This is a genomic window from Paenibacillus alginolyticus DSM 5050 = NBRC 15375, from assembly GCF_000422905.1.
GTDB lineage: Bacteria > Bacillota > Bacilli > Paenibacillales > NBRC-103111 > Paenibacillus_E > Paenibacillus_E alginolyticus.
This window is the reverse complement of sequence record NZ_AUGY01000009.1, coordinates 154,872-167,013: the sequence shown is the minus strand read 5'-3', so window position 1 is coordinate 167,013 and position 12,142 is coordinate 154,872. Positions and strand designations below refer to the sequence as shown.

Annotated in this window: 10 protein-coding genes and 2 pseudogenes; 10 read left to right on the top strand and 2 right to left on the bottom strand. The window is 44.1% G+C overall.

All coding sequences use genetic code 11. From position 1 onward, the window contains the following. The 3 genes and pseudogenes from G519_RS0104505 to G519_RS52885 all read left to right on the top strand — a co-directional run. Window positions 1-397: pseudogene (locus tag G519_RS0104505) on the top strand (group II intron maturase-specific domain-containing protein); the annotation flags it as partial. A gap of 513 nt (window positions 398-910) precedes the next feature. Beyond that, window positions 911-1,255, top strand: coding sequence for a hypothetical protein (locus tag G519_RS0104500; RefSeq protein WP_029193669.1), 345 nt, complete (start codon window positions 911-913; stop codon window positions 1,253-1,255). 8 nt (window positions 1,256-1,263) lie between these two features. Further along, window positions 1,264-1,395: a hypothetical protein gene (locus G519_RS52885; protein ID WP_268633761.1), complete on the top strand. Its 132-nt coding sequence runs from the start codon at window positions 1,264-1,266 to the stop codon at window positions 1,393-1,395. Here G519_RS52885 and G519_RS0104490 read toward each other — a convergent pair. Continuing rightward, window positions 1,392-1,916 (bottom strand): metal-dependent hydrolase, encoded by a 525-nt coding sequence (locus tag G519_RS0104490; protein WP_029193668.1) that lies wholly within the window; start codon window positions 1,914-1,916, stop codon window positions 1,392-1,394. The genes G519_RS52885 and G519_RS0104490 overlap by 4 nt on opposite strands. Window positions 1,917-2,145: 229 nt before the next feature. Here G519_RS0104490 and G519_RS0104485 point away from each other — a divergent pair, with 229 nt between their 5' ends. The 3 genes and pseudogenes from G519_RS0104485 to G519_RS41680 all read left to right on the top strand — a co-directional run bounded on the left by G519_RS0104485 (window position 2,146) and on the right by G519_RS41680 (window position 6,048). Beyond that, window positions 2,146-4,821, top strand: a complete 2,676-nt coding sequence (locus G519_RS0104485; RefSeq protein ID WP_029193667.1) for an alpha-L-rhamnosidase — start codon at window positions 2,146-2,148, stop codon at window positions 4,819-4,821. Between the two features lie 417 nt (window positions 4,822-5,238). Beyond that, window positions 5,239-5,595 (top strand): annotated as a pseudogene (locus G519_RS41685) (RNA-guided endonuclease TnpB family protein); the annotation flags it as partial. Window positions 5,596-5,766: 171 nt separating this feature from the next. Beyond that, window positions 5,767-6,048, top strand: a complete 282-nt coding sequence (locus G519_RS41680; protein WP_051253056.1) for a late competence development ComFB family protein — start codon at window positions 5,767-5,769, stop codon at window positions 6,046-6,048. Window positions 6,049-6,124: 76 nt separating this feature from the next. Here the strand turns inward: G519_RS41680 and G519_RS0104470 are convergent, their stop codons facing one another. Continuing rightward, on the bottom strand, window positions 6,125-6,775 hold the full coding sequence (locus G519_RS0104470) for a response regulator transcription factor (RefSeq protein ID WP_029193665.1): 651 nt from the start codon (window positions 6,773-6,775) through the stop codon (window positions 6,125-6,127). Window positions 6,776-7,057: 282 nt separating this feature from the next. Here G519_RS0104470 and G519_RS49920 point away from each other — a divergent pair, with 282 nt between their 5' ends. From G519_RS49920 to G519_RS0104450, 4 genes are all read left to right on the top strand, one after another. Continuing rightward, entirely contained in the window at window positions 7,058-7,228 is a 171-nt protein-coding gene (locus G519_RS49920) for a hypothetical protein (protein WP_154669533.1), read from the top strand. A gap of 147 nt (window positions 7,229-7,375) precedes the next feature. Further along, window positions 7,376-8,671 carry an ABC transporter substrate-binding protein gene (locus tag G519_RS0104460; RefSeq protein ID WP_029193664.1) on the top strand — a complete coding sequence of 432 codons (1,296 nt, stop codon included), beginning with the start codon at window positions 7,376-7,378 and terminating at the stop codon, window positions 8,669-8,671. Window positions 8,672-8,689: 18 nt separating this feature from the next. Continuing rightward, complete coding sequence (locus G519_RS47220; protein WP_051253055.1) at window positions 8,690-10,525, top strand: sensor histidine kinase; 1,836 nt, start codon at window positions 8,690-8,692, stop codon at window positions 10,523-10,525. Further along, window positions 10,503-12,041, top strand: a complete 1,539-nt coding sequence (locus tag G519_RS0104450; protein WP_029193663.1) for a response regulator transcription factor — start codon at window positions 10,503-10,505, stop codon at window positions 12,039-12,041. Before G519_RS47220 ends, G519_RS0104450 begins: the two co-directional genes overlap by 23 nt. Window positions 12,042-12,142 lie beyond the last annotated feature (101 nt).

Sequence of the window (12,142 nt, the reverse complement as noted above, 5' to 3'; positions counted from 1 at the left end):
GAAACCTTTCGACTTCCTAGGGTTTACTCATTACTGGGGCAAAGGCAAGAGTGGACGTTCAAGACTCATGAGGAAAACGAGTGGAAAGAAATTTAGGGCGAAGGTGAAGGAATTCAAGACATGGATTCGGAGTAACCGACATACGTCAGAAGTTGAACTGATGAAAACCATACGAAGCAAGTTAGTGGGACACTACAATTACTATGGAGTGTCGGACAACTTCGACTGTGTAAGATCCTACTTAGACGCAATTAAACGACTGGTGTTAAAGTGGAGAAACCGAAGAAGCCAAAAGATAAGCTTCACGGAGGAAAAATTCGCTAAGTTCGTCGACCGTAACCCATTTCCGAAGCCCAAAATAACCGTGAATCTATTTGCAAAGAAAGCAACTCTGTAAGGTAGCATGAAGAGCCGTATGCCTTAATTGGGCACGTACGGATCTGTGAGGGGTAAGGGGCACAATCCGAGATGGAAAGGCCCCGCCTACTCGACTATTTTGCTCGAAAGCACTTATTTCCCATTTTCGCGGAACGAGAGGACGCTATTTGATCAAAAAAGCATGATCCAAAGGCAAAAACCGCGAAATAACGCCTCTACGTTCCGCCTCCTCATGATTTTGGTGTTTTTCGTCCAAATAACGCCTCTACGTTCCGTGTACTTGCCCCGTTTCGGCGTAATCGCCGAAATAGCCTCTACGTTCCCTCAGTTAATGCTGGTTACCATAACATGGTACTTTTTTAGCAAAAGTGGAAAGGAATAACATCCCAAAATGACTTTTGGGACAGTCTATTTTATTCTTTTTCAATAAAATCGTTACATTTTGTTTTCAAAAACTTATAAAAGGGGTAAGGATAACTAACGAATGCAATGAATCGTGAGCTTTCATTTAATCACAAAGGAGGAGCAAAGAATGAAGAAGTCAAAATGCCGCTACAAGGAAGAGTTCAATAAAAGTCTCATTCATTTATTTCCTCTGTTTGCGCTGTTTGCTTTCTTTTCACCAGAAAAAGAGTTGATGTCGATGGAAGAAGTCCAACCGGGTCCAGCCTATGTGGCAGGAACGGTTATGCAAGTAAAAACCAATGATAAGGAAACGGTATTATTGGTTTCCGTTCCTGACAATTTGGAAGTTCCTAACCAACTGCTGCAGCATTCTGAATTGTTGGATGAGAATAATCCGATTCATTGGAGCCATCCTGTTATTTTTCCGGGAAATCGGGGAAAAGAAGTGAGATCCTTTTCCAATCGACGATGAAAAAAGAATTGAACGACTTCTTAGGAGTTCCTGCGGTTGGCGAAATCGTGCAGAGCTTAGCTGAGCCCGACACTCAAGGAGCTTATCATGCGCAATTTCTGCTCAATGCCAAGGGGGATTACATCGTTGCAACACATTAAAACAGAGCGGTACGACTCATGATTTCTGGAAGGACATAAGTCCAAAAAGGGATAATTAGACTCAACACCAGAAGTATAGAGCGGAAAACGGTCTCGCTCACAGAGCCCGTGTCTATCGCTATCCATTTTGGGAGTAGACGAATCTTGAAGGGAATTGGCCAGAAGAGCTGGACCCCTCTATCATTGAATAGATCAATAAACGAGTGCGACGCATAAGAGAGGATGAACACCCAGAAATATAAAGGAGAAAAGGGCATTGCAATGACGACTAAGAGAAGCATGAAAAGCAGGGAATGGGTAACCGTTCTATGCTTCACCTTCAGCAGCCGCAGCAGAGCAGATAATGGGAAGAGAACCTTCGCCATGGTTGAGCCTGGCTTATCGACATCCGCTAGCGTGCCTGCCAAACAGCCAAGTAAAAGGGCCCCTGCGGCATCCCATGTGAAGAAACTAATATCTTGATACGTGAGAACGATTTCCGCGGAAATGAATCCGGCGATACTGTGTGTTTTTTGTAACATCTTATGCACCTATCCTTACGTGATTTAACGATAACTGTATACTATTCGCATGCGGTTCCGAGATTGAGGGGAAGCCGAAAAAAAGATTGTGTCCATGTCGTATTCTACCTATAAGATTGTCTGAATCCACCTTCATATCGAGACTCTCGATGTTCTACAATAGGACATAGGATGCTTGCTTTAGGAATAGGGCACAGACATTTTTGATAAAAGTAGGAGGCGTTAATGAATGACGACACTCAGTATTTCTAACTTAACATGCGAATACCGCGTCAATCCGATTGGACTGGATACGACTCAGCCTCGCTTTACTTGGCAGCTAGCTTCGGAAAACCATTATACCATGCAATCAGCCTATCAAATCCAGGTTAGTAGGAATGAAAATTCATTCGAATCGAGTTGTTTGGTTTGGGATTCCGGTCACGTACAATCCGAACAATCTGTGCTTGTTGTTTATGCGGGTCAAGCGCTGCTGCCGAGAAATCGTTATTTTTATCGTGTTAAAGTATGGAATCAGACTGGCTCGCCATCGCCTTGGAGTGAAATCGCATTCTGGGAAATGGGACAGCTAAGTCCAGATGATTGGTCAGCCAAGTGGATTACACCTCATGCAGCCTCCATGGATCCTGAAGCAGAAGAAGCCTTCTATTTGAGGAAGACATTCACAGTACCTAAGGCAATTCGTAAAGCGACTATTTATGCAACGAGTCTAGGCATTTATGAGCTTGAACTCAACGGAGCGCGTGTGGGGGATTGGGAGTTCACACCTGGCTGGACCAGCTACCGTCACCGACTGCAGGTTCAGACGTATGAGGTAACGAGCCTGCTGCAGCATGGTGAAAACCATACCATTGGCGCAGTGCTGGCAAATGGTTGGTACAAAGGCGATTTGGCATGGAAGAATCAACGTAATATTTTTGGGGACGTTAGAGCTCTTTTTCTTCAATTACATATCGAGTACACAGACGGAACCTCTGAAATAACCGTTAGTGATGATTCTTGGCGGGCTTCATTAGGACCAGTTCGGATGTCTGAGCTGTACCATGGAGAAACCTACGATGCAAATTTGGAGCTTAGTGGGTGGAGCATGTCGACGTATCAGGACGATAATTGGTGCCCGGTAACGGTTCTTGATCATTCCAAAGACATCCTAGTCATGCAGGAGAATGAGCCATCACGCATTACCCAGCATGTGAAGCCGATAACCGTTATTGAAACACCATCTGGTGAAACCGTTCTTGATTTTGGGCAAAATATGGTCGGAAAAGTGCACATGCGTTTGGAACTGCCTGTCGGAACTCGTCTTCAACTGCTGCATGCAGAGGTGCTGGATCAAGAAGGGAACTTCTATATTGGGAACCTGCGTCATGCGAAGCAGACGGTTACTTATGTATGTAAAGGTGGCGGAGAAGAACTATATGAACCCCATTTCTCGTTCCAAGGCTTTCGATATGTCAAAGTGGTAGGCTGGCCTAGGGATACAGCATTTGATGCAGAGCGTTTCACGGGTCATGTTATTCATACGGACATGGCAGCTAGCGGCACCTTTGAATGCTCCCATCCCTTGCTGAATAAACTTCAGCAAAATATTGTCTGGGGACAAAGAGGCAACTTCCTGGATGTGCCGACCGACTGCCCGCAGCGGGATGAGCGGCTGGGTTGGACAGGAGATGCGCAAGTATTTATTCGCACGGCAGCCTTTAATTATGATGTAGCTCTGTTTTTCACCAAATGGCTGCGCGACTTAAAAGCGGATCAGCATGAGAATGGCGGTGTTCCATTCGTCATTCCAGACGTACTTGGTCCGAATGACCACTCTTCCTCTGCATGGGGGGATGCAGCTGTCATATGCCCGTGGACGATGTACCAAATATATGGCGATAAGCGTGTTCTGGAGGAGCAATATGACAGCATGAAAGCGTGGATTACGTACATGCGAAGCCAAGGAGAGAATGAGTATCTGTGGAATACAGGCTTTCACTTTGGTGATTGGCTTGGGCTTGATGCCAAAGAAGGCAGCTACGTAGGAGCTACCCCGAGAGACTTAATCGCGACATGCTTCTATGCCTATTCGACATCACTTTTCGTGAAAGCTGCGGAAGTGCTGGAACGCAGCGAGGATGTGGCTACGTACAGTGAGCTTTATGAGCGCATTGTTGAAGGTTTCACACATGAATTCCTTACACCAAGCGGACGTTTGGCCGCGCATACACAGACAGCACACGTGCTCCCGCTGATGTTTGGACTCGTGAAAGGAAGTACGCGTGATCGATTAGCAAAGATGTTAGCCGAATATGTCGTGGAGCAGAACAATCACCTGACGACCGGTTTCGTAGGTACGCCGTATTTGTGCCATGTATTATCCGAAAATGGCTACCATGATTTGGCTGTAAAGTTAGTTCAGCAGGAAGATTATCCATCTTGGCTTTACTCGATTCACAAGGGAGCAACCACCATTTGGGAGCATTGGGATGGAATCAAGCCGGATGGATCGTTCTGGAGTGATGATATGAACTCCTATAATCATTATGCGTACGGATCTATTGGAGATTGGCTGTACCGCGTAGTGGCGGGTCTCGATTCCGATGATCAGCAGCCTGGGTACAAACGGATTCAATTCCGTCCGCGACCAGATTCTGGCCTTGAATACGCGAAAGCATCGCTCCATTCTAGCTACGGTAAGATACGGAGTGAATGGAAGAAAGAGGCCGATGGCAGAGTCGTTTATGAGTTCCAATTACCTCCGAATACGACTGGCCTCGCAACCTTGAGAGGAGCGACATTAGCAGCAGCATCCGTTAATGGTCAAGCAGCCCAGACAGCATCAGGAGTCCTTTCCGCAGCGGAAAGCGATGGAGAGCTGCGGATAGAACTTGGATCGGGCACCTACTCCATCATCTGCTGAGAAAATGAGGATACAAGAGGGCAGTTCCAAAAGGGTTATAGACCTTAAGGGGTATCTACCTTGAAGATGTTTACACGTATCAATGAGGACTTCCACCAATAGGGGGAGGTCCTTTTTGGTCATAGTTGTGTTCTTAACGGAACGACAAGCCGCTAAATTGGATGAAAGGAGCTGAAAAATGAATTAGCGGAACGAGAGGGCGTTATTCGATGAAATTGGTGCGATTCGAAGCGAAAACAACGGAATAGAGTCGCTACGTTTCCTTTGGTGGAAGCCTACCATGTTGGGCAGCATGTACGCATGTATGCATTTTCATCCATGGTGGTGGCCGGAAGAGAATGTTAGTTTGGAACAGCCCTTCTTCTTTTTGATAAACCAGTTTTCGCAAACTCGTGTCTTCAGTCGTGAGTTAGAAAACTTCACAAAATTTCAACGCATATTGTCAAAAACCACGACATCATTGCGATTGAAGATTTGCAAGTATCCAGTATGATGAAAAATCACAAATTAGCCAAAGCAATTAGCGAGGTTTCCTGGTCGATGTTTCACTCCATGCTGGCGTACAAAGCGAAGTGGTATGGCCGCATAGTTGTGGCTGTGGGTAAAACATTCGCATCTTCGCAGCTATGCTCCTGCTGTGGTTATAAGCACAAAGTCGTTAAAGATCTAAAGTTGCGAGAATGGGACTGTCCCGATTGTGGGGCCCACCATGATCGAGACTTCAATGCAAGTCTAAATATTCTTGCCGAAGGTAAAAGACTGCTTACCGTGTAAACTGGCTGTTTAGCCATTGCACGAACTGTCGGAACGACAGGGCTAGCTTGGTAAACTTCTCTTCGTATGAAGGGACTACCCAAGAATCTCGTGACTTTAGTCATTAGATGTTCAATAGGAGGATATGAGTTATAATAGAGAAATAGTTGAATAAAGAAGGGGAACCTCACAATGGCAGTCTTCAATGCAATGGAAACGATAGTGATGAATTTGTTTGATGAATTTCAAAAAAATTATGAAATGAAATGCGATTGCAATACTTGCAAAGAAGACGTGCTTGCATTGGTTTTAAATAAAGTCCCTCCGCGGTATGCCTCAAGTGAGAAGGGGCAGTTATTTGTGAAAGGTCTCTATATCAATCCGCAGCTGCAATCCGATGTCATGCGAGAATTAATGGAAGCGGCGAATATTGTGGAACATCATCAGCATCATCGAGAAGAATCCCAGCCCTAAGAACTGCAATGAAAAAGACTGATCCCTTCATCACGAAGAGTCCAGTCTTTTATTTGTCATTTAACCCATCAACCCTCTACGTCCGACGGTTAAGTTCATAAATATGCTTGAATTGATTGAATTTATCCACTGCTTGCGCTCTTGATTTCACGCCTAATTTCTCATAAATTTTGCGCACGTAATTATCTACGGTTCGCTTGCTCATATGCACTTCCTCGGCCATTTGCTCATTGGTTAGGCCTTGGACAATCATGGTCATCATGTGTACTTCATCGTCGTCTAATGAGTCAGTCTGATGCAAATTACCGCTGTCCACTTTCATTTTGTGAAAAACAGGGACGGGTATTACCGTGAAATTCTCTAGCAAAAGGGTTACTAAGCTTTTAATAAGCGTACCGCTAGATTCCTTAGAAATAACAGCACTAACCTTAAGTCCGATCAAATAATTATAAAGATGTGATAATTCTATGCCCGAAAAAATGACAAGGTGGATGGCGGGATATTTCCCTTTAATGATTTTGGCAAGCTCATCGCCGTATTGATCCGGAAGATTATAATCCAAAAAAACAATATCCGGTACATGCAAATCTACGAGTTCCAAGCATTGTTTGCCAGTTCCGGCTATTCCTATAATCTGTATGCCCTCGATTTGCTGCAGCGTATTCGATGTTGCTTCTGCCATTAAGGGGTGATCATCTACGATCAGAATCTTCGATCTCTTAATCATATGATACTTCCTTCCTGATTTGGTAGGGAATCCGAATGCTGAGTTCAACGCCGCTGTCTCTTGTCTTTCCTTGATTTTACCAAATTTCACAAAAAGATTGCAAATTAGATTTTATTTATCTAATTTTGCGTCTTTTTTTCGTTATGTGCAAAAAAAACTGCGCATTTATGGAAAAAAATGTGGATTTGCGAAAGAAAATATTGCGCTGTTATCGAAGGCGTTTCTATATATGATAAGTATAGGTAATCTTCCAAAATTAAGTAAATAAGGAGGGAATTCATAATGAAAAGCGAGCAATTTGATTGCATGTTCGATTCTGTGTTAACGGATGTTGTGAAGCAAACGTACAGCAACTTACCCTTGCCCTCCGCTGAACAAATTCAGCTTTCGATGAAGAAAATGATGGATATCATCAAAGCCAATGATGGTTGGAATTCAATGAATGAAAGTTAGGAATAACTAGAATTCGATAAGCGATGATTCGCTTGTATATATAACATGCATCAGTCTATTTTCTCTAGAGAGGAAATAGGCTGTTTTTTTTATCGGCTGTGTCCGCTATACTATTGTGTAAACGCTACCATGGAATGAGGTGAATGAATGAGGACTCGTTTGTTAGCTCTTGGCATGACTGTAACTCTGATGCTTACAGCTTGTCAACCCCAGACAGTAACAGTCGTTCCTAAACAGCAGTTCCAGGAGCAGACACTTTCGTGGATACATCACTTTGACGAGGAGGGGGCAAGGAAATGGCTGGAGGCGGGGACACAACTATTTGCTAAACAACATCCTCCCTATGCGTTTACGCTGACGGGTGTGGATGGCGGCAATTATATGAGCTTGCTTCGCACGCGTGTGATTTCGAATAACATGCCTGATATCTATATGCTGGATAATATAGAGGCCGCTCAGGATCTCATTCATAAAGGGTATGCGATGGACTTAACGGGTCAACCTTTTTTATCGCAAATCGACGAGAAGTTCCTGAATGGTGTGAAGACAGCCGATGGGAAAATATGGGCGCTGCCGATTGACGTGAATGGCGCTGGTGTCATTTATAATAAAGATGCTTTCGCACACGCTGGCATTCAAAGTCCGCCAACAACTTGGCCGCAATTCTTAGCTGCATGCGAGGCGCTGCAGAAGGCAGGAATTATTCCGATCGCAGCAGGCTATAAGGATAGCTGGACCCTGACTTGGGACATTGCGGCGGATCTTCTGGCTAATCAGTATGCCGCTGGCCGCAACTGGATTGTGGATATAGAAGCAGGTCGAACTTCGTTCGCTGATGATCAAATTCACTTCAAAGACATCTTGAAACGATATGGAGAACGTCTGAGTTATGTGAACATCAAGCCGTTCGAAACCGATTGGAACCAAGCCCAAGGGCTCCTTGCGGAGGGGAAAGCCGGCATTATCATTAATGGCACTTGGACAGTTGACGGTGTTAAATCCAAGAACCCTGCGAGTAATCTAGGACTGTTCGCTTTTCCTTATTCGAATAATCCCCAAGATGCCAAGTTTGGACTCAAATCAACAGGAGGGATTGTGATCAATCCCAAATCACCCTATAAGGAAGCGGCGCTTCAAACACTGGAATTGTTTGCTTCGAAGGAGATGGGGACGATTTTTCAGACGAAAAAGAAGGCTTTGTCAGTGATTAAAGGCTTGCCGAATGACTTTGACCCCACTTATGTGGAGCTGGATGAGACGTATATCCAAACAGGCAAAACCTATGACTGGTCGAGTTTGCCGACAGATTTTGTGAATCAAGATCTGCAAAAGGTGTTTGTAAATGCACTCACGAAATTCGTTATTGATCGCAGTCATAATGTGGATCTCTGTATTCAAGAGCTGGATCAAGCATTCGATCGGATTCGCAAACCATCCAAATGACGGCAAGGAGATCTGCGTATGACAGCCACCCCGTGGAACTTAAATCGGGTCAAGGACTTTCGCATCCGAACGAAAATATTTCTATCAAATATGATTATTATTTTGTTCATTTCATCGGCGATTGGCGGAGTTGCCATCTATGCTTCTACAAAATTCATTGAATCAAATACTAGAGATCTATCGATGCAGGTCATTCATCAAGTTTCCGATAATATTGAAATCAGGGCAAAGGAAGCATTCTCTTCTTCTGTTTACGTCCTAAGTGACAGTAATATTCGGCAGATTGCTGCTGAACAAGGTGAACAAGTTACAGTAGACAACTATCCAGCTTTCCGCAGCCGTATGGAGTTCTTGCTGGCTCAGTATGGGAATGGGAATCCCTATATGAATGCTATTATGATTCAAACACAGAAGGGACAGGTGTACTGGTGGGAAAATAAAAAAGGCTTGGATCGTACACTAAATCATGAAGATGTAACTGTAATGACGAATAATGCCTCTGATTATTTGAAAAATCATGAACAAAGCATCAACTGGTCGCCTTCTCTGAGAAAGCAAAACGAAGTGTTCCTTATCAGAGATTTCGTTGATCTGAGTCAAGTAGATCGTAGTCTTGGCACGATTGTAATCAGTATCGATTCGGATTATTTCTTATCCTTGGGAAGCAATAGCTCGATCATTAAGCAAAATAATGTTGCGATTCTCAATCCCTTGAACGAACTGCTAGCGGGTGGCGGAACCCCCGGAATGGACAATCTCATCTCAAGGAGTTTAAGTTATAACCTTAAGGATAATGATGCCTCCATGGCAATCGTCGATAATGCAGAGGGAGGGAGTCATTTATTCGTCCAAGAACGAACATCAACGCTGGGCTGGCGGGTGCTTTGCTTCATTCCGATGTCTGAGCTTCTGTCCAATACACGTGTGTTAGTTTTTGTAATCGCGCTCGTTTCTCTGCTTGCTGTTCTGATATCTACCGGCATTGCCGTATTACTTTCGAATTCTACGACGAGAAATATCAAAATCTTAGAGCAAACGATGCGCCGAGTCGAAGATGGCAATTTCGATGTTCGCATTATTCCGCTCGGGCGAGATGAGATTGGGAGTTTGTCGATTCGGTTCAATTTCATGCTGTCTCGGATTAACGATTTAATAAACACGGTATATAAAGAGCAAATTGCCAAACAACAGGCTGAATTTACCGTCCTCATGAGTCAGATTAATCCTCATTTCCTTTATAACACGCTAGGTACTGTGAAATGGTACGCTCGCATGAATCAACAAGCCGAGATTGAGCAAATGGTCACCTCAGTTATTGAATTATTGAAATCCTCGGTACGGCGTGTCGGCGAATTTCACAGCTTGGAGCAAGAGATTAACCAATTAAAAAACTATATTTATATTCAAAAAATTGGGTATGGCGATGCCTTTCACATGGACTATGAAGTGGATGAACGGTTGCTGGAAAGCGAGGTGCCTTATTTCATACTTCAGCCGCTAGTCGAAAATGCGATTCTTCACGGCATCGAAATGTCCAAGGGGAGTGGGCGTATTGTACTTCATGCACGCATAGAAGAGATGCAGCTCCTTCTCATTGTCGAAGATAACGGCATAGGTATGGAAGCTGAACAAGCGCTTAATCTATTGAACGCAGCTACACGTAAAGAATCGGTTCCAGGCGTGACGAGTATAGGCATTCACAACGTGAATGAACGCATTCAGCTGTATTATGGGGATACATATGGTCTTAGCTACGAAAGTGCACTTGGCTTAGGTACGAAAGCTATTGTTCGAATTCCGCATAGAACGCATCGTCAAAGGAGGAATGAGCATGTTGAACGCCATGATCGTTGAAGATAATGCGATATATCGGTATGCCATTAAAACGATCATTCGTTGGGAAGATTATGGTTTCCAAATTGTATGCGAGGCTCTCAATGGCGTGCATGCACTTGATCTACTGCAGCATCAGCAGGTTGATCTTATTGTGACGGACATTTCGATGCCCGAAATGAACGGCATTGATCTGATCCAGCAGGTAAAGCAAAAGGATGCTTCTATCAAAATTGTGGCACTCAGCTCCTTCGATGATTTCCGGTTCGTGAAGGAAGCGCTCAAGCTCGGGGCAGAGGATTATTTGTTAAAGCATGACCTCGAACCTAGCGCTTTACAGCAGCTATTAGAACAAATGAGCGGCAAGATTATGGAAGATCATAAACGAAGAAAACAAGCGAGTATTCGAGATGCCAGCTTTCAAGAGGTGCGTAGCCTATTGGGGCGAAAGCTTCTCTTAGGCGAGTTGAAGCGGGCGGAGGACATTGAAGATCAAGTAAGCGCTGTTCATTTTCCAATTCATGGAGGTCCTACGGCAGTTGTCGTTGTCGATGCTAACTTTAAAGTCCTTGCCGATGGTTCTAAGGAAGAACAGACGGCGTACTCAAACATGGTTATACCGATTTCCGAACGGAGAACTGCGGTTATTATCTATTTTCCGAATGAAAAAAGTGAACACAAATGTTTGGAGGAGACACTTCGGCAAGCGTCGCTGCTGTACACCCGGATGAAAAAGATAGGCACTGTAACAATGGGAATTAGCTCGATCGGCTATGGATTGAAGGATTGGGCAGTGTTATATAAGCAAGCTGAAACCGCCTTAGATCAATATGTTTATGAAGGAGCGGGTCAACTCTATGCTTTTACGTCCCTTCAGATCAATGGCAAGGTTGAAACATTGGCAGGAATCACGATTCAGCCTCTTGTTGCTGCGATGAAAAGTGGTCTATTCACAGCTATTGAATCGCAAACTGAGCATTTGTTTCAAGGCCTCATTCAAAAGAAGCCGCCAATACCAGAGCTGCGCAACCTGCTGGCAGAGTTAATGATGCAGCTGAAAACATTGGCCATGGAGAGGAATAGGTACTCAGATCAGTTTGATCAGGCGTATAAACAGGTTAGCCAGGCGATGGAAGCCCTTCAGCCACTACAGCAAGTGAAGCAATTATTTCTAAATTTGAATAAGCAAATCGTTGGGAATAAAGCTGAGCACATGTTGATGCGCAAGGAAATTCAAGGAGCAATCGCCTATATGGAAGAGCATTATGCCGAAGACATTACGGTGGCAAGGCTGGCAGATGTTCTCCATTTGAGCGCGAATTACCTATCCAATCTATTTAAAAGCGAGACAGGGATGCGGATCGTTGAATATATGAATCGATACCGGATTCAGAAAGCGAAACAGCTGCTTCAAGATCCTGCATGGAAAGTTTATGAAGTTGCAGAGAAAACAGGATTTCAAGAAACCTCCTACTTTTGCAAAGTATTTAAAGAGCTGGAGGGGAAAACGGTCAAGGAGTTTAGGCGCAATGGTTAATTATTCAAGATGATGGATCGTAAATTCTGTGAATTATATAAAAAATCAGTGTTATATAGAATGCAATCGGCTGCGAATTTGGATAAAATTCGGAGCTTTTT

What these genes read in the sequence shown, in the direction of transcription:
- G519_RS0104485 (WP_029193667.1), top strand. Translation starts at nt 2,146, where the DNA reads ATGACGACACTCAGTATTTCTAACTTAACATGCGAATACCGCGTCAAT.
- G519_RS47220 (WP_051253055.1), top strand. Translation starts at nt 8,690, where the DNA reads ATGACAGCCACCCCGTGGAACTTAAATCGGGTCAAGGACTTTCGCATC.
- G519_RS0104460 (WP_029193664.1), top strand. Translation starts at nt 7,376, where the DNA reads ATGAGGACTCGTTTGTTAGCTCTTGGCATGACTGTAACTCTGATGCTT.
- G519_RS0104490 (WP_029193668.1), bottom strand. Translation starts at nt 1,916, where the DNA reads ATGTTACAAAAAACACACAGTATCGCCGGATTCATTTCCGCGGAAATC.
- G519_RS41680 (WP_051253056.1), top strand. Translation starts at nt 5,767, where the DNA reads ATGGCAGTCTTCAATGCAATGGAAACGATAGTGATGAATTTGTTTGAT.
- G519_RS0104500 (WP_029193669.1), top strand. Translation starts at nt 911, where the DNA reads ATGAAGAAGTCAAAATGCCGCTACAAGGAAGAGTTCAATAAAAGTCTC.
- G519_RS49920 (WP_154669533.1), top strand. Translation starts at nt 7,058, where the DNA reads ATGAAAAGCGAGCAATTTGATTGCATGTTCGATTCTGTGTTAACGGAT.
- G519_RS0104470 (WP_029193665.1), bottom strand. Translation starts at nt 6,775, where the DNA reads ATGATTAAGAGATCGAAGATTCTGATCGTAGATGATCACCCCTTAATG.
- G519_RS0104450 (WP_029193663.1), top strand. Translation starts at nt 10,503, where the DNA reads ATGTTGAACGCCATGATCGTTGAAGATAATGCGATATATCGGTATGCC.